22 protein-coding genes are annotated in these 25,083 nt (G+C 63.8%); 15 read left to right on the top strand and 7 right to left on the bottom strand.

The window, feature by feature from the left end; translation table 11 throughout:
* The first annotated feature begins 88 nt into the window (after positions 1–88).
* The 8 genes from bchC (at position 89) to pufM (ending at position 7,545) form a co-directional block, all read left to right on the top strand.
* Positions 89–1,036 carry a chlorophyll synthesis pathway protein BchC gene (gene bchC / locus GRI59_RS14400; protein ID WP_160761941.1) on the top strand — a complete coding sequence of 316 codons (948 nt, stop codon included), beginning with the start codon at positions 89–91 and terminating at the stop codon, positions 1,034–1,036.
* Complete coding sequence (locus GRI59_RS14395; protein WP_202391036.1) at positions 1,030–2,040, top strand: chlorophyllide a reductase iron protein subunit X; 1,011 nt, start codon at positions 1,030–1,032, stop codon at positions 2,038–2,040. The genes bchC and GRI59_RS14395 overlap by 7 nt, the downstream gene beginning before the upstream one ends.
* Before the next feature lie 4 nt (positions 2,041–2,044).
* On the top strand, positions 2,045–3,595 hold the full coding sequence (gene bchY, locus GRI59_RS14390; protein WP_160761939.1) for a chlorophyllide a reductase subunit Y: 1,551 nt from the start codon (positions 2,045–2,047) through the stop codon (positions 3,593–3,595).
* On the top strand, positions 3,592–5,052 hold the full coding sequence (bchZ, locus tag GRI59_RS14385; protein WP_160761938.1) for a chlorophyllide a reductase subunit Z: 1,461 nt from the start codon (positions 3,592–3,594) through the stop codon (positions 5,050–5,052). The genes bchY and bchZ overlap by 4 nt, the downstream gene beginning before the upstream one ends.
* Positions 5,053–5,223: 171 nt before the next feature.
* The gene (gene pufB / locus GRI59_RS14380) at positions 5,224–5,364 is read left to right on the top strand and encodes a light-harvesting antenna LH1, beta subunit (RefSeq protein WP_160761937.1); all 141 of its coding nucleotides are present in this window, start codon (positions 5,224–5,226) and stop codon (positions 5,362–5,364) included.
* Between the two features lie 76 nt (positions 5,365–5,440).
* On the top strand, positions 5,441–5,635 hold the full coding sequence (gene pufA, locus GRI59_RS14375; RefSeq protein WP_160761936.1) for a light-harvesting antenna LH1, alpha subunit: 195 nt from the start codon (positions 5,441–5,443) through the stop codon (positions 5,633–5,635).
* A gap of 99 nt (positions 5,636–5,734) precedes the next feature.
* The gene (pufL, locus tag GRI59_RS14370) at positions 5,735–6,559 is read left to right on the top strand and encodes a photosynthetic reaction center subunit L (protein WP_160761935.1); all 825 of its coding nucleotides are present in this window, start codon (positions 5,735–5,737) and stop codon (positions 6,557–6,559) included.
* A 14-nt stretch (positions 6,560–6,573) separates the two neighbouring features.
* The gene (pufM, locus tag GRI59_RS14365; RefSeq protein WP_160761934.1) at positions 6,574–7,545 is read left to right on the top strand and encodes a photosynthetic reaction center subunit M; all 972 of its coding nucleotides are present in this window, start codon (positions 6,574–6,576) and stop codon (positions 7,543–7,545) included.
* 160 nt (positions 7,546–7,705) lie between these two features.
* Here pufM and GRI59_RS14360 read toward each other — a convergent pair whose 3' ends face one another.
* The 7 genes from GRI59_RS14360 to GRI59_RS14330 all read right to left on the bottom strand — a co-directional run bounded on the left by GRI59_RS14360 (position 7,706) and on the right by GRI59_RS14330 (position 14,656).
* Positions 7,706–7,987, bottom strand: a complete 282-nt coding sequence (locus tag GRI59_RS14360) for a hypothetical protein (RefSeq protein ID WP_160761933.1) — start codon at positions 7,985–7,987, stop codon at positions 7,706–7,708.
* 31 nt (positions 7,988–8,018) lie between these two features.
* Positions 8,019–8,492, bottom strand: coding sequence for a TspO/MBR family protein (locus GRI59_RS14355; protein WP_337190286.1), 474 nt, complete (start codon positions 8,490–8,492; stop codon positions 8,019–8,021).
* Between the two features lie 64 nt (positions 8,493–8,556).
* Positions 8,557–9,750, bottom strand: coding sequence for a geranylgeranyl diphosphate reductase (locus GRI59_RS14350; RefSeq protein ID WP_160761932.1), 1,194 nt, complete (start codon positions 9,748–9,750; stop codon positions 8,557–8,559).
* The gene (locus tag GRI59_RS14345) at positions 9,747–11,105 is read right to left on the bottom strand and encodes a BCD family MFS transporter (RefSeq protein WP_160761931.1); all 1,359 of its coding nucleotides are present in this window, start codon (positions 11,103–11,105) and stop codon (positions 9,747–9,749) included. Before GRI59_RS14345 ends, GRI59_RS14350 begins: the two co-directional genes overlap by 4 nt.
* Entirely contained in the window at positions 11,105–12,043 is a 939-nt protein-coding gene (gene chlG, locus GRI59_RS14340) for a chlorophyll synthase ChlG (RefSeq protein WP_160761930.1), read from the bottom strand. Before chlG ends, GRI59_RS14345 begins: the two co-directional genes overlap by 1 nt.
* A 282-nt stretch (positions 12,044–12,325) precedes the next feature.
* Positions 12,326–13,747, bottom strand: coding sequence for a transcriptional regulator PpsR (gene ppsR / locus GRI59_RS14335; RefSeq protein ID WP_160761929.1), 1,422 nt, complete (start codon positions 13,745–13,747; stop codon positions 12,326–12,328).
* A 12-nt stretch (positions 13,748–13,759) separates the two neighbouring features.
* On the bottom strand, positions 13,760–14,656 hold the full coding sequence (locus GRI59_RS14330; protein ID WP_237440864.1) for a cobalamin B12-binding domain-containing protein: 897 nt from the start codon (positions 14,654–14,656) through the stop codon (positions 13,760–13,762).
* 241 nt (positions 14,657–14,897) lie between these two features.
* On the opposite strand from GRI59_RS14330, the gene bchF reads away from it, so the two are divergent.
* The 7 genes from bchF to GRI59_RS14295 are packed head-to-tail and all read left to right on the top strand — an operon-like array spanning position 14,898 to position 25,018.
* Entirely contained in the window at positions 14,898–15,446 is a 549-nt protein-coding gene (gene bchF / locus GRI59_RS14325) for a 2-vinyl bacteriochlorophyllide hydratase (RefSeq protein WP_160761928.1), read from the top strand.
* Positions 15,443–16,756, top strand: coding sequence for a ferredoxin:protochlorophyllide reductase (ATP-dependent) subunit N (locus GRI59_RS14320; protein WP_202391035.1), 1,314 nt, complete (start codon positions 15,443–15,445; stop codon positions 16,754–16,756). Before bchF ends, GRI59_RS14320 begins: the two co-directional genes overlap by 4 nt.
* A gap of 3 nt (positions 16,757–16,759) precedes the next feature.
* Complete coding sequence (gene bchB, locus GRI59_RS14315; RefSeq protein WP_160761927.1) at positions 16,760–18,331, top strand: ferredoxin:protochlorophyllide reductase (ATP-dependent) subunit B; 1,572 nt, start codon at positions 16,760–16,762, stop codon at positions 18,329–18,331.
* Complete coding sequence (locus GRI59_RS14310; RefSeq protein ID WP_160761926.1) at positions 18,321–21,962, top strand: magnesium chelatase subunit H; 3,642 nt, start codon at positions 18,321–18,323, stop codon at positions 21,960–21,962. The genes bchB and GRI59_RS14310 overlap by 11 nt, the downstream gene beginning before the upstream one ends.
* 19 nt (positions 21,963–21,981) lie before the next feature.
* Positions 21,982–22,878 carry a ferredoxin:protochlorophyllide reductase (ATP-dependent) iron-sulfur ATP-binding protein gene (bchL, locus tag GRI59_RS14305; protein WP_160761925.1) on the top strand — a complete coding sequence of 299 codons (897 nt, stop codon included), beginning with the start codon at positions 21,982–21,984 and terminating at the stop codon, positions 22,876–22,878.
* Positions 22,878–23,582 (top strand): magnesium protoporphyrin IX methyltransferase, encoded by a 705-nt coding sequence (bchM, locus tag GRI59_RS14300; protein ID WP_160761924.1) that lies wholly within the window; start codon positions 22,878–22,880, stop codon positions 23,580–23,582. Before bchL ends, bchM begins: the two co-directional genes overlap by 1 nt.
* Positions 23,579–25,018 (top strand): BCD family MFS transporter, encoded by a 1,440-nt coding sequence (locus GRI59_RS14295; RefSeq protein ID WP_160761923.1) that lies wholly within the window; start codon positions 23,579–23,581, stop codon positions 25,016–25,018. Before bchM ends, GRI59_RS14295 begins: the two co-directional genes overlap by 4 nt.
* The last annotated feature ends 65 nt before the right edge of the window (positions 25,019–25,083 follow it).

The following is a 25,083-nucleotide window of genomic DNA, read 5'->3' as shown; positions in this document are numbered from 1 at the left end:
TAAGGCGTAGCAAACAGGTGAGAGAACGTGTTTTCGGACTTTCGAGTCGGCGTTCGCGCCGCAGAATCCGAAACGGGAGAGCGAAGCGATGAACACCCTGGCCGTCATTCTTGAAGCTCCGGAGCGCCTTGCGCTTCGGTCGCTCGAGATGAAGCCAGTGGAAGCCGCAGACGTTCTTATCGAAATTGCCTTCAGCGGAATCAGTACCGGCACCGAGAAGCTGCTGTGGAGCGGGCGGATGCCGCCCTTCCCCGGCCTCGGCTATCCGCTGGTGCCCGGATACGAATCGGTCGGCCGCATTGTCGATGCCGGACCCGAAGCCCGCGCGAGGATCGGCGACTGGGTGTTTGTCCCCGGCGCCAATTGCTACACCGATGCCCGCGGATTGTTTGGCGGGACGGCCAAGCGCGTGATTGTGCCTTCGGCGCGTGCGCTTCCCATTCCTGAACATCTTGGCGAATCCGGCGTACTTTGCGCACTGGCCGCTACGGCGCTCCACGCGATCAAGGGCGGCTTTGCCCGGCGCGAGGCGCTGCCTGACCTTATCATCGGCCACGGCGTGCTGGGCCGCCTGCTCGCTCGGCTGACACTGGCCTTGGGCGGTGCGGCGCCGACCGTGTGGGAGACCAACCCCGCCCGGCGCCTTGGCGCGGTCGGCTACAACGCCATCGACCCGACCACGGACGAGCGCCGCGATTATCACGCGATCTACGATGCCAGCGGCGACGCAGGCCTGATCGACGAGCTCGTCATGCGTCTGGCCAAGGGCGGCGAGATCGTGCTGGCGGGTTTCTATTCCGAGCGGGTGAGCTTCGCCTTCCCCGCTGCCTTCATGCGTGAAGCGCATTTCCGCGTCGCTGCCGAATGGCAGCCCGGTGACCTCGCCGAAACGCGGGCTTTGATTGAATGTGGGAGGCTCGATTTGAAGGGCCTCGTCACCAACAGGCGACCGGCAGGCGAGGCGCTCGACGCCTATCCGCAGGCCTTCACCGACCCCGATTGTCTAAAAATGGTTCTCGATTGGAGCGAATGCTGATGTCTGTGCTCGATACCCGAACCCTGGAAGATCAAGTGGCTGCCCTGCGCGAAGAAGCGGGCATTGAACCCGATCCGGTGCATACCTGTGACGTGAAGTCTGAAACCCAGGTCATCGCGATTTACGGCAAGGGCGGCAGCGGCAAGAGCTTTGCGCTCTCCAACCTCAGCTACATGATGGCCCAGCAGGGCAAGCGCGTGCTGCTGATCGGCTGCGATCCCAAATCGGATACCACCAGCCTGCTGTTCGGCGGCAAGTCCTGCCCGACGATCATCGAAACCTCTTCGAAGAAGAAGGCCGCTGGCGAAGAAGTCCGCATCGAAGATGTGTGCTTCCAGCGGGACGGCGTCTTCGCGATGGAGCTCGGTGGGCCTGAAGTGGGTCGCGGTTGCGGTGGTCGCGGGATCATCCACGGTTTCGAACTGCTCGAGAAGCTCGGCTTCCACGACTGGGGCTTCGATTACGTGCTGCTCGATTTTCTCGGCGACGTGGTGTGCGGCGGCTTCGGCCTGCCGATTGCCCGCGACATGTGCCAGAAGGTGATCGTGGTCGGATCGAACGACCTGCAATCGCTCTACGTGGCGAACAATGTCTGCCAGGCGGTGGAATACTTCCGCAAGATGGGCGGCAATGTCGGCGTGGCCGGCATGATCATCAACAAGGATGACGGCACGGGCGAAGCCCACGCCTTCGCCGAAGCGGTCGGCATCCCGGTGCTCACCGCGATCCCCGCGAACGAAGACATCCGCCGCAAGAGCGCCAATTACCAGATCATCGGCATCCCCGGCGGCGAATGGGCAAGCCTGTTCGAAGACCTCGCGATCAATGTCGCCGAAGCACCCCCGGTGCGCCCCACCCCGTTGTCGCAGGACGGCCTGCTTGGCCTGTTCAGCGCCGATGTAACGGGCGCTAACGTGGACCTCATCCCCGCCACCCAAGCCGACATGCGCGGCGGTGTCTACGAAACCCGTCCCACCCTCGAAGTGATCTACGACGAGGCCTGATGCGATGAGCGATGCCTTCCCCCCCAACGCCTCACGCGCCCCTGACCGGATCGAACTCGATGCCGGCGCGGTCGCCAGTGGCGGTGCCTGCTCGTCGAAAGAGACGATGCGCGAAGCGGCACGCTCAGCGGGCAAGAGCGAAGTGCTCGATCGTTACGCGGCCGACTATCCGGTCGACCCGCAAGCTGGTCCGCATGATCAACCGCAATCGATGTGTCCGGCGTTCGGGAGCCTCCGTGTTGGCCTGCGGATGCGCCGCACCGCGACCGTGCTGTCAGGCTCGGCCTGCTGTGTTTACGGCCTGACCTTCACCTCGCACTTCTACGGCGCGCGCCGGACTGTGGGTTATGTGCCGTTCTCCAGCGAAACGCTGGTTACCGGCAAGCTGTTCGAGGACATCAAGGAAGCGGTCGAAGGCCTCGCCGATCCTGAGAATTACGACGCGATTGTTGTCACCAACCTTTGCGTCCCCACCGCCAGCGGCGTGCCGCTGCGGCTGCTGGGCAAGGCGATCAACGGCGTCCGCATCATCGGTATCGACGTTCCCGGCTTCGGCATTCCGACCCACGCTGAGGCGAAGGACGTCCTCGCCGGCGCAATGCTCGCCTACGCCCGCGAAGAAGTGATGGCCGGACCGGTTGCCGCCCCGCGTGAACGAACCGATCTGCCCAGCGTCGCTTTACTGGGCGAGATGTTCCCGGCCGATCCGGTCGTCATCGGCCAAATGCTCGCACCGCTCGGCCTTGCGGCTGGCCCGGTTGTCCCGACCCGCGAATGGCGCGAGCTTTATGCCGCGCTCGATTGCGCAGTGGTCGCCGCAATCCACCCGTTCTACACCGCCAGCATCCGCGAATTCGAAGCTGCCGGACGCCCGATTATCGGTTCGGCCCCGGTCGGAGCAGATGGCACTGCCGCCTGGCTGCAATCCCTCGGCGATACGCTCGGCCTGCCGCAGGACAAGGTCGATGCGGTCAAGAACACCATGATCGCCGCTTGCCGCGGTGCCCTTTCCGCCATGCCGATCAAGGGCCGGATCACGGTTTCGGGCTATGAAGGTTCGGAACTGCTAGTTGCTCGCCTGCTGATCGAAAGCGGCGCCGAAGTGCCTTACGTGGGCACCGCAACACCGCGCACCAAGTGGTCGGATGCTGACCGCGAATGGCTCGAAGCGCGCGGCGCGCATGTGCAATTCCGCGCCAGTCTCGAGCAGGACATCGCAGCGGTCGATGAATATCGCCCCGATCTCGCGATTGGCACCACTCCGGTGGTGCAGCACGCCAAATCGCGCGCCATCCCTTCGCTCTATTTCACCAACCTGATCTCCGCCCGTCCGCTGATGGGTCCGGCAGGGGCAGGCAGCCTTGCCACGGTGATCAACGCCGCGATGGGCAACAAGGCGCGCTTCGATGCGATGCGCGATTTCTTCGAAGGCGTCGGCACCGAACACGCTGCGGGCGTATGGGAAGAGCTCCCGGTCGATCGGCCCAAGTTCCGCAAGAAGTACGCTGCCCTCAATGAAGCAGCACGCAAGGCGTCGGAGGCGATCGGCTCATGACCCTCATCCTCGACCATGACCGCGCTGGCGGATATTGGGGCGCGACCTACGTCTTCACCGCGGTGAAGGGCTTGCAGGTCATCATCGATGGCCCGGTCGGCTGTGAGAACCTGCCCGTCACCAGTGTCCTGCATTACACCGACGCTCTGCCGCCGCATGAGCTCCCCATCGTCGTCACCGGCTTGGGTGAGGAAGAACTGGGCAAGACCGGCACCGAAGGCGCCATGAAGCGGGCGTGGAAAGCGCTCGACACCGAACTGCCCTGCGTGGTCGTTACGGGTTCCATTGCCGAGATGATCGGCGGCGGCGTGACGCCCGAAGGCACCAATATCAAGCGCTTCCTGCCGCGCACCATCGATGAAGATCAGTGGCAATCGGCAGACCGTGCGCTGACTTGGCTGTGGACCGAATTCGGCCCCAAGAAGATGCCCGAAAAGCGCGTGCGCAAGGAAGGCGAAAAGCCCCGCGTCAACATCATCGGCCCCAGCTATGGCATGTTCAACATGCCGAGCGATCTGGCCGAGATTCGCCGCCTCATCGAAGGCATTGGTGCCGAAGTCGGAATGGCGTTCCCGCTGGGCAGCCACCTCGCCGACATCCGCGATCTTGCGACTTCCGACGCGAACGTTTGCATGTACCGCGAGTTCGGCCGCAACCTGTGCGAAACGCTCGAACGGCCCTATTTCCAGGCCCCGATCGGCCTCACTCAGACCACCAAGTTCCTGCGCGCGCTGGGCGCTGAGCTCGGACTTGATCCCGAACCCTTCATCGAGCGCGAGAAGCACACCACGATCAAGCCCTTGTGGGATCTGTGGCGTTCGGTGACGCAGGACTTCTTCGGCACGGCGAGCTTCGGCATCGTCGCCAATGACACCTATGCGCGCGGCATCCGCCAGTTCCTCGAAGGCGACATGGGCCTGCCCTGCACCATCGCGGCCTCACGCTGCGCCGGGGTGAAGACCGACAACCACGCCGTGCGCGAATCCTTGCACAGCAACCCGCCGCTGGTGATGTTCGGCAGCTACAACGAACGCATGTATCTGGCTGAAAAGTCCGGCAGCGGCTACGGACCGAGCACGCAGTTCATTCCCGCCAGCTTCCCCGGCGCTGCGATCCGCCGCCACACCGGCACGCCTTTCATGGGATATTCCGGCGCGACCTATCTGGTGCAGGAAGTGTGCAATGCGCTGTTTGACGCGCTGTTCCACATCCTGCCGCTCGGCACCGAGCTCGACAAGGTCGACCCGACGCCAACGCGCAATGAAGCGCAACTGGCTTGGGACGACGAAGCCAAGGCCAAGCTTGACCAGCTGGTTGAAGCACAGCCCGTCCTGGTTCGGATTTCCGCGGCCAAGCGGCTGCGCGATCTGGCCGAACGGACCGCGCGGCGCCGCGGGCACGCCACAGTTACAGCAGACTGCCTCGCCGAGGCACTGCTTGAAGGAGCGGGAGCATGACGATCATGCGCGCCCAATCCAAGCCTTTGTCGCTGACGCGGAGCCTTTCCGCGACGGCACAATCCCATGCTCCCTTCGAGGGGGCTCTCCAATCCACGTGGGGGATCACGCGGGGACGCCGAAGGGAGCTTTCGGGCTCTCAATCAAACCCAACTGAACGGAGAAAACCCGATGAACGAACGTATCGGAACTCACCTGACGCCTGAAGAGGCTCAGGAAATCCACAAGGGCTTCATGGGCACCTTCACCCTTTACGTGGTGATCGCGCTCGTGGCTCATGCCCTGATGTGGGCCTACAAGCCCTGGCTCTAATTCCATCATGATTGCGCACTGCCTGCAATCGGCAGGCCGTGCAGATATCTGATCGGTACATGAAAGGAATTTTCCCATGTGGAGAGTTTGGTTCTACTTTGACATCCGTCGCGCCCTCGTCGCGCTCCATGTTGGTCTCGCCGTGTTGGCGTTCACCATCCACTTCATCCTGCTCAGCACGGATCGCTATAACTGGCTCGAGCGCGCTCCCGGCGCACCCGCACCGGCTCAGGCAGCTATCGAATCGTCGGAAGCTCCGGCGGCGGGATAGTTCCTGCTTGAAATGTGAGGGGGCAGGTTCGCCTGCCTGCCTCCTAACACTTTTTGGCAAACCTATAGCACCCGCCTCGCTGGCGGGGAGGATGGACCTATGGCGCTCCTTAGTTTCGAGCGGAAATACCGCGTCCGCGGTGGCACATTAATCGGCGGCGACCTTTTCGACTTCTGGGTCGGGCCGTTTTATGTCGGATTCTTTGGAGTGACGACGGCGATCAGCGCCCTTCTGGGCACAATGCTGATCTTCGCCGCCGCTACACAGGGTCCGACCCTCAACCCCTGGCTTATTTCGATCAATCCGCCACCCGTCGAATATGGCCTGAGCCTCGCGCCGATGGCGCAAGGCGGATACTGGCAGATCATCACCTGCTGCGCCGTCGTTGCCTTCGTTTCGTGGGTGCTGCGGCAGGCGGAAATCTCCCGTAAGCTCGGCATGAGTTACCACGTGCCGATCGCCTTCAGTGTGGCTGTGTTCGCCTATGTCTCACTAAACGTCATCCGTCCCCTGTGGATGGGCGCGTGGGGCAACGGCTTCCCTTACGGGATCTGGACGCACCTCGAGTGGGTCTCGAACGTCGGATATGCCTTCGGCAACTTCCACTACAACCCTGTGCACATGCTCGCGATCTCGTTCTTCTTCACGAACGCGCTCGCACTGGCTCTGCATGGCGGTCTGGTGCTGTCGGCGGTCAATCCTTCGGGAGGCACCGACGTCAAGTCGCCTGAATATGAAGATACCTATTTCCGGGACTTCATCGGGTACTCGGTCGGCACGCTCGGCATCCACCGGGTGGGACTCTTCCTGGCGCTGAGCGCCGGGTTCTGGAGCGCCATCTGCATCGTCATCTCCGGCACTCTGTATGTCGGCAGCTGGATCGAATTCTGGGATTTCTGGAAGAAGATTCCGATCTGGTCGTAAGGAGCACCTGAACCATGGCGACTTATCAAAACATATTTACACAGGTCCAGGTGCAAGGACCGCCCGAAATGGGCGTCCCGCACCTCGACGGCAGCGAAGGGCGCATTGCCCTGGTCGGCCACAACTACTGGATGGGCAAGCTGGGCCAGGCCCAGATCGGCCCGGTCTATCTCGGCTTTCTGGGCACGATCGCTCTGGCCTTCGGGACAGCTGCTTTCCTGATCATCGGGCTGAACTTCTGGGCGCAGGCCGGCTGGAGCCCGCAGACCTTCATGCGTGAGCTGTTCTGGCTTTCGCTGAACCCCCCGGGGCCTGAATATGGCTTCAGCCCGTTCGTGCCCCTGAACGAGGGTGGCTGGTTCATTTTGACCGGCGCGTTCCTGACCATTTCGGTCTTGTGCTGGTGGGCCCGCACCTACATGCGGGCCAAGGCGCTGGGCATGGGGATGCACATTCCCTGGGCTTTCGCTTCAGCCATCTGGCTGTTCTTGGTGCTGGGATTCATTCGCCCGATGCTGCTGGGTGATTGGTCGCAGGCGGTGCCTTACGGCATCTTCAGCCACCTTGACTGGACCAACAACTTCTCGCTGGTCTACGGCAACCTGTTCTACAATCCGTTCCACGCGCTCTCGATTGTCTTCCTGTATGGGTCGGCAGTGCTGTTCGCGATGCACGGTGCGACGATCCTGGCACTTGGCCGCTACGGCGGTGAGCGCGAGATCGAACAGATTACCGATCGCGGCACGGCAGCTGAACGCGGTGCATTGTTCTGGCGCTGGGTGATGGGCTTCAATGCCACGTTCGAATCGATCCACCGCTGGGCTTGGTGGTTTGCAGTTCTGGTTACGCTTACGGGCGGGATCGGCATTCTGCTGACCGGCACTGTGGTGGATAACTGGTACCTGTGGGCGCAAGAGCATTACTACGCTCCGGATACGATCAACTACGATCCGTCGGGCGCAGCACAGGCTTCGCAGGGCGGATAACCAGGGAACCGGGCCCTCACCGGCCCGGCCTCCTAACCCCCAAGGGGGCAAAGCACACAACCCGGTCTGGCCCGATGGCCCGGCCGGGTTTTTTGCTGTCTGGGATGCCGGCGAGAGGCGCGGGCGGGAGGAGCCGCGGCGCTCTCCGGCGGAGGCACAACTAGGGCTTTGGAGGCGCAGCGATGCGGCTGCGTAGATCCAGCAGGTGCAGCGGCAAGGATGCGGCCAGCGGCAGCGCGATCCACCACCAGTCCGCGCCTACCAGCGCCGCGCGCAGGCCCAGAACGATCAGCGCCGCAGGGCCGAGCAGTCCGGCAATCGCCCGCCAGCTCCAGCGTTTGCGATCACGCAGCCATACGGCCTCGATCGCCAGCACGCCGAGGATCACGTCAGCCGCATGGCCGTTGTCGAACAGGATTTCGATGAGGCCTCCGCCTGCCATGCTGTCGCCTTCCCCGCCCGCGCCCTCGGCCTCAGCCGAACGGAGCGTTCAGCTGCACCACCGACCAGTTGAGCGCACCCGCGAAGGTGACCCAGCCAAGATACGGCACCAGCAGCAGCGCGGCCGTTTTGGAGAAGCGCCCACAGTAGACGATGATCACAAGGATCGAGAGCCACAGCAACGTGACCTCATAAAACGCCCAGTCGGGCCGCTGGAGGCGGAAGAAGATCAGGCTCCAGCTGATGTTGAGAAAGCCGTTCAGGGCGAAAAGCCCCAACACCCACTCCGCCGCCGCTGATGTCGGCGCGGCGCGCCAGGCGGTGATCCCGGCGACCGTGATCAAGGCGTAGATCACCGTCCAGCCCATCGGGAAGACCAGATCGGGCGGGTTCCAGTCGGGCTTGGCCAGCGCCTGATACCACGGGCCAAGATCGGTAACAGTCGCGCCAAGGGCGGCAACACACAGCGCCGCACCCGTCGCAACGGTCACGGGTATGATCATCATTCGGTTCATTGCACGAGCTTAGAGTCGCACCCGCCAACCTGCAACGGAAAGCGCCGCGATACTGTCAGGTCGCAGGGCGAAGGCCGAGCAGGTGGGCGGTGTCTTTCAGGAAAATCTTGATGTGCGCCATCGGTTTGGCGCGCACCAGCTTCTTGTGCATGTAAGCCTGCCAGGTCAGTTCCTGCACATCCTTGTCATCGCACATGGTCACGAACCGCTCGCGGCGCTTGTCGGACGAATACCAGAAATACTGCATCATCCCGAGCACCCAGAACACCTTGCCGTGCTCCTTCATGAAGGCCTTGCGCGCGGAACGCAGGTGCTTGGCCTCGCCGGTCTTGAGGAAGGCCGCAGCCGCCTCACCCACCAGTCGCCCGCCGACCATCGCGTAATAGATGCCCTCGCCCGAAGCAGGCGCAACGACGCCCGCGGCATCGCCGGCTACGATCACGTCCGCGCCGTTGTCCCAGCGCTTCAGTGGCTTGAGCGGGATCGGCGCGCCTTCGCGGCGCAAAGTCTCGCAGCGGTCCAGCCCCAGATCATCGCGCATCGTGGCAATCGCGCCGCGCAGGCTGAAGCCCTTGTTGGCGCTGCCCACCCCGATGCTGGCGGTGTCGCCATGCGGGAACACCCAGGCGTAGAAATCGGGCGAGAGGCGGCCCTGGTAATAGACATCGCAGCGCGAGGCATCGAACTGGTCGGTATTGCGCGGCGGGGATTTGATGATTTCGTGATAGGCGAAAACGCACGGGATGCGCTCGGCGCCCGGCAGGCATTGCTTGGCCACTGCGGAGCGCGCGCCGTCCGCGCCAATCACCACGCGGGCGCGCACGCTTTCGATCGGAGCACCGCGGCTCCGGCGGAAGGTGACAATGGGATGCGCGTTGTTGTCGCGCTCAATCTTCTCGAAGGTGGCGGTCAGGCGCTCGGCGCCGGAGTGGCGCGCACGTTCACGCAAGGCTTCGTCGAATTCCTCACGGTCGACCATGCCGACATAGCCGATCTCGCCCACCGGCATATCGACAGCACGCCCCGAAGGCGCAATCATCCGGGCGGAGCGCGCTTTGGCGACCAGCAGGCTTTGCGGAATGTCGAAATCAGCCAGCAGCCGCGGCGGGATCGCGCCGCCGCAGGGCTTGATCCGGCCGCCGCGCTCGATCAGCAGCACCGAATGACCGGCAAGCGCGAGATCGGTCGCCGCAGTCGCGCCGGAAGGACCGCCGCCGATGATGACTGCGTCATAGATTGTCTGGTTCATGCGAAGACCTCCCTCTTTTGCTTGATCATGGCGGCGCGCATTGCAGCCCCGCCTGTGGCCTTCACTGCCAGTAGGGCAGCAAGCACGAAGGCTGCCGCTTCCACGGCAAAAACAACTTGAAACGCCGCGCCGTCATTCTCGAGCGTCCGGCGCGCGGCATCGAGGCCCAGCGCGCCAATTAGCCCGCCCAGCCCGAAGGCAATCGCTTGGCTTGCGCCCCACACGCCCATGCGCACGCCTTCGCGGGTGTTCTCGCCCGCGCCGGCCAGGCCCATCATCGATCCGATTGCGGCAACCGCGAAGACGCCATTGCCGAAGCCCAGCACGAAGAGGTTGATCCCCAAAGGCCACGGCGGCCCGTTGACCGCCGCCAGCCCGAGCGCGCCCAGCCCCAGCCCTGAAGCAAGGCAACCACATACCACCCACGGACGCAGACCCTCTGCCCGCTTGCCCGAAAAGGCACTGCCGCCGATCCCGGCGATGATCATGCCGATCAGGATGCCGCCTTGGTGGAACTGGCCCACGGTCTTGGTCGATTCCCCCGGCGACAGGCCGAAAATCAGACCCGCGAAGGGTTCGAGGATCAGGTCCTGCATTGAGAACGCGATCATCGAGACGAAGATGAATATGGTAAAGCGCCGCGCCGCGGCCTCGTGCCAGATCTCGGCAAGGGCAGCGCGGAAATCGGGTGCGGGCGCGTCTTCGGCACTATCGCGGAACTGGCCCGCTTGCCGCTCCAGCCGGAAGGTCGCCAGCACGGTCACGGCAATCGTCACCGCCGCAAGCCCGCCCGCCACTTCGAGCAGTCGCTCGGGCGAATAGGGCTTGAGCAATTCGCCCACTGTGATCGCCGAGGCAACAATGCCGCCCACCATCATGATCCACGTGACAGCAGCGGCTGCCGCGCGCCGTTCCGGCGCGACGCCGGAAGCCAGTAGTGCGAGCGCCGAAGTCCCGCCTGCGCCCACGCCGACGCCAATCAGCGCATAGGCGAACACGGCCAGCGCGAAGGCGGCGGGGAAAGTGCTCGCCATCATCAGGGTCGCTTGCGTCGCCAGTAGCGCGCCAGCAGCCAGCACCACCAGCCCGCCAATGATCCACGGCACGCGGCTGCGTCCCTTGTCGGAACCGTGCCCCCAAAGCGGTCGGCCCAGCTGCACCGCATAGTGCCATGCGACCAGTCCGGCGGGGATTGCCGCTGCCAGTTGGAACTCGACAATCATCAACCGGTTGAGCACCGCCGTGGTCAGCATCACCAGCGCGCCGATCGAGGCCTGCACCAGGCCAATCCGCACGATCCCGAACCAGCCGAACCCGGCCTTGGTTGTCATCGGTGCGGCGAGCGAGGCGTGCATCAAATATAGCCCCCAAGGCCCAGCGCCGCTGCCAGCATCCCCAGCACATAGAGTGTCACGCCCACGCCGTTATACCACGGCGCATGTTTCGCCGGATCGCGGATCAGCTTGGGCATCGCGGCGATCTGCGCGGCAAGCACGCCGGTCACAATCAGAGCGGAAAGGTTGTAGCCCCATACGGCCAGCAGCGCGATCACCGCGACCTGCGCGGCGGCCATAGTGACGCAGGCGAGCCTTGCAGCAGGGCCGACTCCCATCACCACGGGAAGCGAGGTCAGGCCCGTCTGGCGGTCACCCTCAACCGCCTTGAAGTCATTCAGCACCATGATCCCGTGCGCGCCAATCGAATAGAGCACCAGCACGGTGATGACGTGGGCCGAAGGCATCGCGCCGAGCATGACGGCGGCGCCAGTGAACCAGCTCAGACCTTCATAGGTCAGCCCGCACACCAGTGGGCCAAGCCAGCCATTGGCCTTGAAGCGCAGCGGCGGCGCGGAATAGGCCCAAGCAAAAGCAAGGCCCACCAGCCCGGCAATGAACACCAGCGGACCGAGCAGCCAGCCGATGCCGGCCGAAATCAGCGTCGCGATAATCGCAATATACAGGCCCCAGCGCCCCGGAATGCGCCCCGACGGGATCGGGCGGTGCGGTTCGTTGATGGCGTCGACGTGGCGGTCGAACCAGTCGTTGACCGCCTGGCTGGTTCCGCACACCAACGGCCCTGCCAGTAACACGCCGCCAGCCACGAACCACCAGCGGCCCTCTAGCCCGGCACCGGACGACACCGCGCCGCACATGAAGGCCCACATCGGCGGAAACCAGGTGATGGGTTTGAGCAGTTCGAGCACATCGCGCGGCCGCGGCGCCGATCGCGGGCGCAGGCCTGAACCTGGCGCCGAGTTGGGCACTGTGCGAGTCGAGGGTACCGAGTGCTCCATAATCGAAGGCTATGCCTGACAGTCATAGGCGTCAAATTATTTTGACACTTATGTCCCGCGATCGTCCGATTTTTTTGTTCATTTGGGTGAATACGTCCAGCCTATGTCCAATTAGGACGTGTCAGGCGGTGTGTCAGGTTGGATGACATGGGCGATTTTGCCGGCTCGAATGGCCCTCCGCCAGCCCCGGTTTGGGCTGGTCCTGACCCGATCTGGAGTCAGGCCGATACGGCGATTGTGCAGGGCATGGTGGCGAGGCATTAAGCCCAACCGGGCCTGCCGTTACTCGCCGTCGCCAGCCAGATTGCCAAGCCCATAACGGTGCAGCTTGGAGTAGAGGCTCTGGCGCGAAAGGCCGAGAATTTCTGCTGCCGATGCGCGATTATCGGAGGTGTAGGAAAGCGCCGCCTCGATACACAATCTCTCAATGAGATCAGTGCTTTCGCGCACGATGTCCTTCAACGACATCCGCCCGACCAGCTCGGTCAGCTGCTCGACGGAGCGCGGCATATCCTGCGCACCGGGCGGCAAATCGCGCAAGCGGCGTCCAACCGGGCGGATCACGAAGGCATAATAGCCATCCTCGCCCGAGGTGCGAACCGCCGACAATTCAACCGCTTCGCCTTCAATATCATGGCCAACCCGCAGGATCGTCGCGACATTGCGCGCGGCTCCATGCTGGTCGATCTGGCCTTCGATCAGATCGAGGTCAATCCCGGGCCGACCGATCGATTCCGACAGGTGCCGCCCGCGCAATTGATCGACGCTAGCGGCTTGCAAAAGCTCGACAAAAGCAGCGTTGGCGGTGACAATTTCAAGGTTGCTGTCCGCCACCACAAAAGCGTCAGGCATCTGGTCGACCAGCGCCAGAACCGGGGAGGAATCCGGCGCCGGACGATCGCTCGCCGGCACCAGCCGCACCAGCAGAAACTGGCCGCGATCCTGGGTGAACCCATTGACCGTCGCCATCACTTCGCGCGCCCCGCGGGCGATGCGGATGCGGGCCGGACTGACCGTGTCCGAAACCAGCGCCGCGCCAACCAGTGACTGGACCGCATCATACGAGTTTTTATCGATAAAAGTCAGCAGCTTCTTACCGGGCAAACCACCGATGCGCGTGCCGACCAGCGTATGCGCTGCCGGGTTCGCCTCGCGGATCCGCAGCGTACCGGCCTCGACAATCATCACCGGCTCGGTCGAGCGTTCGAACAGCATCCGGTAGCGCGATTCCAGCTGGCGCATCCTGAGGTAATCGCGTTCGAGCGATTGTTGGACCTGAAGCAACCGCTGCTGCAACTTGCCCGCTTCACGCAGATCGCGGCCAAAGGCGATGCGGTGTTCGCCGCCATTGACGCTGAGCACAGCATAGCGGATCGGCACATCACCATCGCGCGACGGGTGATTGACCTGCCGCCAATGCTGCACTTCTCCGCGCCGGGCGGCGGCCAGCATCTCCATGATTTTCGGGCGACTTTCATCCGTCACCGTCTCGATCCAATTGGTCCCCACCCATCCTGAAAAGGCCGGAAACTCGCGCGGATCAAACGCCGCATCAAGGATCGTTCCCGTATCGTCCAGGACCAGCGTCACGTCACCCGCGACCATCGCCAGCTTCATCGCCGCGTCGGCATCAAGGGTGTTGAACAGCTCGGCAGCTTTCCCAAACGGGTGCTTGCCTTCAATGCTGTGTTTGCGGGTGAGCATGACTGATCGAACCTACAACAGGTTCAGATGGCGGGTGGCAGCGGTCTTCAGTAACGAATTCGCCAGTTCGAGCGCGGCCAGCGCGTCCGCTCCTGTACCATCGGCACCAACTTCTATCGCAACTCCGGGGTTTTCGTTGATCATTCGTCCGCCCACAAGCACGATGATGTGAGGATTGGCCGATACGTTGCGCACCGCCTTGATAAGGTTACCGAGCGCGGCGCTAGGACAATCGCGGGCGAGGGTCAATCCGATGAGGTCGAAGGGTTGGCGTGCGAGGCGATCAAGCAATTCGCGCCGCTCAGGCTTGACCAGCGCCTCGCTGCGCCAGCCGCCGCGGGCGAAGACTTCTTCGATCATCAGTGTGCCGAAGTTGTGGTTATCCCCCGGCATCGGCGAGAACAAAGCGGTGTATGGAAGGTTCATCCCACCCATCACGGCGGGCGAGCGTGCTGCGACTTCGCGCATCACTTCCTGAAGTCGCCATAAGCCCATTGTAACATCAAGGAAATCGCATTCATCCGATTCCCACATCTCACCCAGCTTGCGGGCGGCCGGCGCGAGTAGATCGAGGCAGATCGTCTCGACACTGGCGCCTTTGGTGATGAAGGCATCGACCTCTTCGAGGAGGCTCGCCGCTTCCAGCCGCAACGGCAAAACGGCGAAGCGCGAGGCTTCGTCCGCAGAAATGGTTCGGGATCGTTTCGATCGGGCCTGAACGTCAGAGCTGGTGTGGGCCATCAACAGGCGAGGAATGATCTCACCCTCGATGATCGCATTGACGGAATCGGGCTGATCGGGGTTGGCAGCAGAACCGCGTCGTCGCACCGCTTCAAGCGGCGCCGAGATGACCCCCCGCAGGACCGCCGATCCTGCACCAAACATGCTCGAAGCCTTGGACTCTCCCATTCGTCAGACCCTCCCAGGTCTTGCGGACGAACCTTCCGCAGGAGGTGTACCGATCCAACAGTGATCGGCAGCAGCCCTGATCCCCAAGGGCCAGCGACTCTAAATACGCTTTTTCCCGGCATGGCGCAAATGACCTTACTGGGGAATCTGTAATCGTCAACAAAACTAAACGTCCAATCTAGTTGACACTCAAGTTGGAAAGGGTAATCTCCGAGTCTGAGAGAAAAGGCTAACGCATCACATGACTCGGACGGATCAAGCATCCCCGGTCGAACCCGGAACCACGGTGAAGGGGGCGGGCCACGAGAGGGGCAATACCGGCGCACTTTACACCGCCGAAGAACGGCAGCGCCGCGACCAATCCGTCTGGACCATTGTTCAGGGCGTCTTGGCCCCGGTGCAGTTTCTGGTGTTTCTCGTTAGCCTCGGCCTTGTGATCCGCACGCTCACCACTGGTGAGGGCGCATGGGCCGCTGATGTCTCGATCGTGATCAAGACGCTGGTGCTCTACACCATCATGATCACCGGCTCGATCTGGGAGAAGGTGGTGTTCGGCAAATGGCTGTTTGCCCCCGCGTTTTTCTGGGAAGACGTGTTCTCGATGCTCGTGCTGGCGCTGCATACCCTTTATCTGGTGCTGCTGCTGGGCGAGATCGGAACGCTGGAGCAACGCATGCTGGTCGCGCTGGCTGGTTATGCCGCTTACGTGATCAACGCCGGCCAGTTCATCTGGAAGCTGCGGATGGCGCGCATTCAGGGCACACTTTCAAACACGGCGGTGGCAGCATGAGCGCGCTCGACATCCTTGATGGCTGTGCGGCCGAGCTCGCCCGCGACACTGGCCCCGCAATTGCTCCTGCGCGCCCCGTTCTGCGTGAGCGCGGCCAGCGTGAAGTGTTCTGCGGTCTCACCGGCATAATCTGGCTGCACCGCAAGATGCAGGACGCCTTCTTCCTCGTTGTCGGCTCGCGCACCTGCGCCCACCTGCTGCAATCAGCGGCGGGCGTGATGATCTTTGCCGAGCCCCGCTTTGCGACCGCGATCATGGAAGAACGCGATCTGGCCGGCATGGTCGATGCGCAGGACGAGCTTGACCGGGTGGTCAACCGCCTGCTCGAACGCCGCCCCGATATCCGCACGCTGTTCCTGGTCGGCTCTTGCCCGTCAGAAGTGATCAAGCTCGATCTCGCCAAGGCCGCCCAGCGCCTCGGCGCGGTGCATATGCCGCGCGTCCGCATTCTGAATTACTCGGGCAGCGGGATCGAAACGACCTTTACGCAAGGCGAAGATGCCTGCCTGTCAGCGCTGGTGCCGGTGATGCCTGCCCTTGCCGCCGATGCGCCCAAGGAGCTGCTGATCGTCGGCAGCCTCCCCGACATTGTCGAAGATCAGTTCCTGCGGCTGTTTGCCGAAATGGGCATCGCCAAGGTCGGCTGTCTACCCGCCCGCAACGCCCGCGATCTGCCGAGCGTTGGCCCGGGCACCCGCTACCTGCTGGCCCAGCCCTTCCTGGGTGAAACCGCGATGGCGCTCGAAGGACGCGGCGCACAGCGGATCGAAGCGCTGTTCCCGTTCGGTGTCGACGGCACGAGCGATTGGCTCCGCGCTGCTGGCGAGGCGTTCGGCATCGACCGCGACCTGACCGAGCAAGTCATCGCGCCCGGCCGCGCCCGCGCTGCCCGCGCGCTCGCCAATCTGCGCCCGCAGCTTGAAGGTAAGCGCATCACCTTCCTGCCCGACTCGCAGCTTGAAGTACCGCTCGCGCGCTTCTTGCAGGACGAGCTTGGCATGGAGCTGGTCGAAGTCGGCACGCCCTATCTGCACCGCGCGCATCTCGCCCGCGAGCTGGACCGGTTCGGCCCCAACGTGCGCCTCAGCGAAGGCCAGCATCTCGACCGCCAGCTTGATCGTGTGCGCGCCGACCGCCCTGACATCACCGTGTGCGGACTTGGCCTTGCCAACCCGCTCGAAGGCGAAGGGCTCACCACCAAGTGGGCGATCGAACTCGTCTTCTCGCCGATCCATGGCTTTGACCAAGCCGCCGATCTTGCCGAACTCTTTGCCCGGCCGCTGCGGCGCCGGGATATGCTGGAGATCTAGGCGATGCAACTGGCAGTCTGGACATATGAAGGCCCCCCGCACGTCGGCGCAATGCGCGTGGCGACCGCGATGGAGAAACTCCACTACGTGCTGCACGCACCGCAGGGCGATACCTATGCGGACCTGCTGTTCACGATGATCGAGCGGCGCGGCAAGCGCCCGCCGGTCACCTACACCACCTTCGAAGCCCGCGATCTGGGCAAGGATACCGCGCAAATCTTCCAAGATGCCGCGCGCGAAGCGGTGGCCCGGTTCAAGCCGCAAGCGATCATCGTCGGCGCGTCCTGCACCGCAGAGCTGATCCAGGACGATCCGGCCGGCCTGTCCGAGGCGATGGGCTTGCCCTGCCCGGTCATCCCGCTTGAACTGCCGAGCTATCAGCGAAAAGAAAACTGGGGCGCGGCGGAGACCTTCTACCAGATCGTCCGCACCCTCGCCGACAAGTCGGTGGTGCGTGAGCCGCGTGAAGGTCGTCCGGCCCGCGTCAACATCCTCGGCCCCACCGCCTTGGGCTTCCGCCACCGCGACGATCTCGTCGAGATCCGCAAGATTCTTGCCCTGCTGGGTGTCGAGGTCAATCTCGTCGCTCCGCTGGGTGCCACCCCGGAGGACATCACCCGGATCGGCCAAGCCGATTTCAACATCGTCCTCTATCCCGAAATCGCAGATGAGGCCGCCCGCTGGCTCGAAAAGACTTTCGATCAGCCCGCAGTGCGGACCGTCCCTATCGGCGTGGGAGCCACCCGCTCCTTCATTGCCGACGTCGCCGAGCTGGCAGGTGCAGATCCCACGCCTGCCCTCGGCGACACCTCTTCCCGGATGCCCTGGTGGTCACGGTCGGTTGATTCGACCTACCTGACCTCCAAGCGCGTCTTCATCTTCGGCGACGCGACCCACGCGGTCGCCGCCGCCCGCATCGCTCGCGAGGAACTGGGCTTCGAAGTCTGCGGCCTCGGCTGCTACAGCCGTGAATTCGCCCGCGAAGTCCGCGCCGAAGCGGCTCGCTGCGGGATCGAACCACTGATCACCGATGACCACCTCGCGGTCGAAGACGCCATTGCCGCTGCCGCGCCCGAACTGGTGCTGGGCACGCAGATGGAGCGGCACATTGCCAAACGGCTGGGCATCCCCTGCGCCGTTATCAGCGCGCCAGTCCACGTGCAGGATTTCCCCGCACGCCACTCGCCGCAGATGGGCTTTGAAGGCGCCAATGTGATCTTCGACACCTGGGTCCACCCGCTGGTGATGGGGCTGGAAGAGCACCTGCTCACCATGTTCCGCGAGGATTTCGAGTTCTCCGACGAGGCAGGCGCATCGCACCACGCGGCACATAGCCCACGCAAGGCGTCAGTTCAGGCCGTTTCGGAAGCACCGGTGGAAGACATTCCCGCACCGGCAATGGCGGATGATGACGGCACGCTCTGGACCGTAGAGGCCGAGCGCGAGCTGAAAAAAATCCCGTTCTTCGTGCGCGGCAAGGCTCGCCGCAACACCGAGAACTTCGCCGCAGCCGAGGGTCGCAGGCAAATCGACCTCGAAACCCTCTATGACGCAAAGGCGCATTATGCACGGTAATGTCGCCTCCGCTTCCACGCTGGACCCCCGCGCGCCCGTCCGGGTCGTGATCGTCACTCTCGACAATCACCTCAAAGGCGCAGTTGACCGGGCAGAGGAAGCACTGGCGGCAGAGGGTATCGATCTCAGCCTGCTTGCAGCATCCGAATGGGGTAGCGACGCCGGCGAGCTTGAACATTGCAAGGCGGCCATCGCCGAAGCCGACATTGTCATCGCGACGATGCTGTTCCTCGACGATCACATCCGCGCAATCCTGCCGAGCCTCGAAGCGCGGCGCGAAGATTGCGATGCGATGGTCTGCCTGATGTCAGCGGGCGAAGTCGTCCGGCTGACCAAGATGGGCGCTTACCGGATGGATGCGCCGGCCAAGGGCCCGCTCGCGCTGCTGAAGAAGCTGCGCGGCAATGCTGGCAAGCCCGGCGGCAATTCGGGCGCGGGGCAGATGAAGATGCTGCGCCGCCTGCCCAAGCTGCTGCGCTTCATTCCCGGCACCGCGCAAGACGTGCGCGCCTATTTCCTGACGCTGCAATACTGGTTGGCCGGTTCGGACGAGAACGTCGTCGCCATGGTCCGCGCACTGATTGATCGCTATGCAGCAGGTGAGCGGCTCTATCGCCGCGGGATCACCAAGGCCGAAGCCCCGCTCGAATATCCCGAGACCGGAGTCTATCACCCGCGCACCCAGCAGCGCATCTCCGAAAGCCTGCGCCTCCTCCCGCTTGAGGAGGGCCAGCACGGCACGGTCGGCCTGATCCTGCTGCGCTCCTACCTGCTCGGCCGTGACTGCGCGCATTATGACGGGGCGATTGCCGCCTTCGAAGCCGCTGGTCTCAAGGTCGTTCCGGTGTTCGCCAGCGGGCTTGATGCGCGCCCGGCGATTGAAGCTTTCTTCATCGGCCCGGATGGCCAGCCCACGGTGGACGCCGTGGTCAACCTCACCGGATTCAGTCTCGTCGGCGGCCCCGCCTATTCCGACGCGCAAGCCGCGCGCGATGTGCTGGGCAAGCTGGACTTGCCCTACCTCGCCGCCCACGCGATCGAGTTCCAGACGATTGAAGATTGGGCGCACCGGCCGCAAGGCCTGCTGCCGCTCGAATCGACGATGATGGTCGCCATGCCGGAGCTTGACGGTTCGACCGTGCCAAGCGTGTTCGGCGGCCGTGCCGGCAATTCGGACAAGGGCTGCACCGGCTGCGATCGCAATTGCGCCCGTCCCGCTTCGCACAAGGCCCGCCCGATGCAGGCCTGCCCGGAACGCGCCGAGGCGCTGGCCGCGCGCACTGTCAAACTGATCCAGCTGCGCAAGAGCGAGCGTGCAGCCCGCAAGCTCGCCATCGTGGTGTTCAATTTCCCGCCCAATGCCGGAGCCACCGGAACCGCCGCCTTCATGGCGGTACACGAATCGCTCTACGCTACGCTCCAGCGCCTCAGCGCCGATGGCTATGCGGTCGACGTCCCCGAAAGCGTCGATGCGATGCGGGACGCGCTGCTGAAGGGCAATACCGATCGCTATGGCACCGACGCCAACGTCGCCCACCGCATCCCGGCCGATGAACACGTGCGGCGCGAAAAGCACCTCGCCGAAATCGAGGCAGCATGGGGCCCCGCCCCCGGCAAGCAGCTGTCCGATGGCGGCAACATCCTCATTCAGGGCGCGCATTTCGGCAATGTGTTCGTCGGCGTGCAACCGGGCTTCGGCTACGAAGGCGATCCGATGCGGTTGCTGTTCGAAGGCACCTTCAGCCCCACCCACGCCTTCAGCGCCTTCTATCGCTGGATCCGCGAAGATTTCGGCGCCCATGCAATCCTGCATTTCGGCACGCACGGCGCGCTCGAATTCATGCCGGGGAAGCAGGCCGGGATGTCAGGCAAGTGCTGGCCGGACCGCCTGATCGGCGACACGCCCAATTTCTACCTCTACGCCGCCAACAACCCTTCCGAAGGGATGCTGGCCAAGCGCCGCTCTGGCGCGACTCTGGTGAGCTATCTCACCCCGCCGCTCGCGCAGGCCGGATTGTACAAGGGCCTGGTCGAACTCAAGGCCACCGTCGAGCGCTGGCGCACCACGATTGACGATGCCGATCATGCCGCTGAGCGTGCTGACCTTGCACAACTGGTCGCCGATCAGTGCGAAGCGCTCGACATCACTTATGCCGATATCGGCGAGCTGCCTGCGCGGCTTTATGAGATGGAAGCGGCGCTGATCCCCCATGGCCTGCATATCCTCGGCCGCAACCCGCAAGGGATTGAGCGCGAAGATATGCTCGATGCGATGATGGAAGCCGGGAGCCTTGATGGCCCGACACCCGAACGCGCGGTGCTGGCGGCCAAGCTCGATTCCTCGGATGAACTGGGCGCGCTGATCCACGCGCTGGATGGCGGCTATGTCCAGCCCGCCCCCGGCGGCGATGTGGTGGTGAACCCCGACGTGCTGCCCACGGGCCGCAATATCCACGGCTTCGATCCGTTCCTGATGCCGTCGGCCTACGCCTGCCGGTTGGGAAGTGAACAGGCCGAACAGCTGATCGCCCGCCATGTAAACGGCGGCGAGCCCTTCCCGGAAAGCATCGCGATGGTGCTGTGGGGCACCGACAACATGAAGTCCGAAGGCGTCCAGATCGCGCAAGCGATGACGCTGATGGGCGCCCGCCCCCGGCGTGACTCCTATGGTCGTCTGGCCGGCGCGGAATTGATCCCGCTCGCCGATCTGGGCCGTCCGCGGATCGATGTGGTAATGACGCTTTCGGGTATCTTCCGCGATCTGCTGCCGATGCAGACCCGGATGCTCGCCGAAGCCGCGCTGCTCGCCAGCCAGGCCGAGGACGAGACCCTTGAGGCCAACTTCGTCCGCAAGCACACGCTGGCGCAGATGGAAAAGCACGGCTGCGATCTCGAGACCGCCGCCTTGCGCGTCTTCTCCAATGCAGAGGGCGCTTATGGCGCCAACGTCAACCAGATGATCGAAGGCGGTGTCTGGGCCGATCCCGATGAACTCGCCAATGCCTTCGAGATCAACAAGGGCTTTGCCTACGGGGTCTCGGGCAAGCCGGTGCAGCAGCGCGAATTGCTGCAAAGCGCTTTGAGCACGGTCGATTTCACCTACCAGAACCTCGAAAGCGTCGAACTCGGCATCAATGATGTCGATCAATATGTCGACGGGCTTGGCGGCGTGACCCGCTCGGTCGCGCGGGCCAAGGGGGCGGAAACGCCGGTCTATATCCTCGATGCGACGCGCGGCAGCACCAAGGTACGCACGCTGGGCGAGCAGATCGACCTCGAAACCCGCACCCGCACGCTGAACCCCAAGTGGTTCGAAGGCCTGCTGGAACATGGTTACGAAGGCGTTCGCCAGATTGAAGGCCATGTGACCAGCACGCTGGGCTGGTCGGCTACAACCGGTCAGGTCGCCCCGTGGGTGTACCAGAAGATTTCCGAGACCTTCGTGCTGGATGCCGACATGCGGCGGCGGATGTCGGCGCTCAACCCCAAGAGCGCGGGCCGCGTGGCGAACCGGCTGCTGGAAGCCTGTGACCGCAACCTGTGGGCGCCGGATGAAGCCACTCTCGCCGCTTTGCGCGAAGCCAATGACGAGCTGGAGGACCGCCTTGAAGGCGTGTTCCCGGCAGAATGAATTCAAGGGATAGATCATCATGAACCTGCACAGCCCCTCATCCTCCTTCAGCCCGCCCGATGGCGACGGCTCGGTCCAGGTCCAGCTGGACCCAGCTGACAAGATCAAGGGTGCCAAGGTCTTTGCCGTCTATGGCAAGGGCGGGATCGGCAAATCGACCACATCGTCCAACCTCTCGGCAGCCTTCTCGAAACTCGGCCACCGCGTGCTCCAGATCGGCTGCGATCCCAAGCATGACAGCACCTTCACGCTGACCAAGAAGCTGATGCCGACGGTGATCGACGTTCTGGAAACGGTCGAATTCCACGCGGAAGAACTGCGGCCCGAAGACTACATGTTTGAAGGCTATAACGGCGTGATGTGTGTCGAGGCTGGCGGGCCTCCGGCAGGCACGGGCTGCGGCGGTTATGTGGTCGGCCAGACGGTGAAGCTGCTGAAGCAGCACCACCTGCTCGAAGAAACCGACGTCGTGATCTTCGATGTGCTGGGCGATGTGGTTTGCGGCGGCTTTGCGGCCCCCCTGCAACATGCCGAGCGCGCGCTGGTGGTGGCGGCGAATGATTTCGACAGCATCTTCGCAATGAACCGGATCGTGGCGGCGATCGCGGCCAAATCGAAGAACTACGATGTGCGGCTTGCCGGCGTCGTCGCCAACCGCAGCAAGGATACCGACGAGATTGACCGGTTCTGCGAAAAGGTCGGGATGCCCCGCCTCGCGCACTTCCGCGATGTCGACGCAATCCGCCGCTCGCGCCTGAAGAAGTGCACGCTGTTCGAAATGGGCGACGATCCCGAAGTGATCGCGGCGCAGGACGAATATCTGCGCCTCGCCGCAATGCTGTGGGCCGGTGTCGATCCGTCCAAGGCTCAGCCGATGAAGGACCGCGACATCTTCGACTTCCTGGGGTTTGAATAATGGCGACCCGGCACTCATCCGAATATGATCACCGGCGCGAGGCGCTGGCGACCTATTTCGACAGCACCGCGCGTCAGGCGTGGATCGACCTTACCTCCGATGCGAAGGTGAGCGGCATCCGCGCGACTGTGCGCGCCGGACGCGATGCGATGCGTGCCAACCTTTTGGACTGGTTGCCGACCGACCTGCGCCGCACCAAGGTGCTCGATGCGGGATGCGGCACCGGTTCATTGGCGGTTGCGGCGGCGTGCCGCGGCGCCGAAGTCACCGGGATCGATGTCGCCGCTGGCCTCGTCGAAGTCGCCCGCGAACGCACGCCTTCGTTCATCGGCCATGGCCGCATCCACTGGCGCTCGGGCGACATGCTTGATCCGCAACTGGGCACCTTTGCCCATGTGGTCGCGATGGACTCGCTCATCCATTACCAGCCCGAAGATCTGGTCGATGCCCTGACGCAGCTGGCGCAGCGCACCACCGGATCGATCCTGTTCACCTTCGCCCCGCGCACCCGCCTGCTGAGCGCGATGCACGAAGTCGGCAAGTTCTTCCCCAAGTCAGACCGCTCGCCCGCCATCGTCCCGACCGCCGAGGATGATCTGCGCGAGCGGCTTTCCCGCCTGCAAGGCTGGAGCATCGGCCGCACCCAGCGCATCAGCAGCGGGTTCTACACCTCGCAAGCGCTGGAACTGGTGCGCCACGGATGACCCTTCCCGTCCACCCTCCCAAACCGCATTGGACGGCGCTGGTTTTCCAGCTGCTGCCGTTTGCGGATGCGGCGAGTGTGGACCTGCCGCTGCCGCGCCTTCTGCGCCTCGCGCTGTTTCAGGTGAGCGTCGGCATGGCGATGGTGCTGCTCAACGGCACCTTGAACCGGGTCATGGTGGTCGAGCTTGGCACGCCCACTTGGCTGGTTGCGCTGCTCATCGCGGTGCCGTTGTTTGCCGCGCCGTTCCGCGCGCTGATCGGCCATAAGTCCGACACGCACCGTTCGGTGCTCGGCTGGCGGCGGGTGCCCTATATCTGGTTCGGCACACTGATGCAGTTCGGCGGGCTGGCGATCATGCCGTTCGCACTGCTACTGCTGGGGATCCCTGAGCGGTTCGAGATCGGCCTCGCCGCCGCGACCGCCGCCTTCCTGCTGACCGGCACCGGCTTCCACGTCACTCAGACCGCTGGCCTCGCGCTGGCGACTGACCTTGCGCCGGAAGACAAGCGCCCGCGCGCGGTCGCGCTGCTTTACGTGATGCTGCTGGTCGGCATGATGTTTTCCGCCTTCGTGATCGGCGGCGTACTGTCCGATTATTCCGCGACCAAGCTGGTGCAAGTGATCCAGGGCTGTGCGCTGCTGACGGTCATTCTCAACGTGATCGCCTTGTGGAAGCAGGAAGCGCGCAACCCGGCCGTCACCGCGCCCGAGCGCGAGACGGCGACGTTCAAGGAAATCTGGCAGGCCTTCATCACCGATGGCCGCAACGCCCGCTTGCTGACTGCGATTGGCATCGGCGCAGCGGGCTTTGCCATGCAGGACGCGCTGCTTGAGCCCTATGGCGGCGAAATCCTCGGCCTTTCGGTTGGTGCGACTACTGGACTTACGGGCGCCTGGGCGCTTGGCTCGCTGTTCGGGTTCATGCTTTCGGGCCGGGCGCTGGCACGCGGCTGGGATCCGCTCCGGCTCGCCGGGGCCGGGCTGGTGGTCGGGATCAACGCCTTTCTGCTGGTGCTGTTCGCTGGCCCCTTCGGCGCGCCGCTGATGCTGTATGCCGGTGCGCTGACCATCGGGGTCGGCCTCGGGTTGTTCTCGGTCGGCACCCTGATGGAAGCGATGAGCCTGGCCAAACATCAGACTGCCGGCCTTGCGCTGGGCGCATGGGGCGCGGTGCAGGCGACCTGCGCCGGATTGGGCATCGCCATAGGGGGCCTGATGCGCGACGGGATCGCAGCGCTGCTGCAAAGCGGCGATCAGACCGCCAGCATCGCCATGCGCGCCACCGGATATGGCTCTGTCTACATCCTCGAGATCGCTCTTCTGCTTATCGGCCTTGCCGCAATCGGCCCGCTGGTCAGCCACCAACGCCGCCTGCCGGACGACGCCGAAGACCCACTCGCCCAGCCCTTTGGGCTTGTTGAGTTTCCGACATGATTACCTGTGCCCGCCCGTCCCGATCCTTGGCCGGCTCCGCCCCAGCCGGATTGCTCCATGAGAGG

The organism is Erythrobacter ramosus (genome assembly GCF_009828055.1).
Lineage (GTDB): Bacteria > Pseudomonadota > Alphaproteobacteria > Sphingomonadales > Sphingomonadaceae > Erythrobacter > Erythrobacter ramosus.
This window is presented reverse-complemented; position numbering and strand designations above follow the sequence as displayed.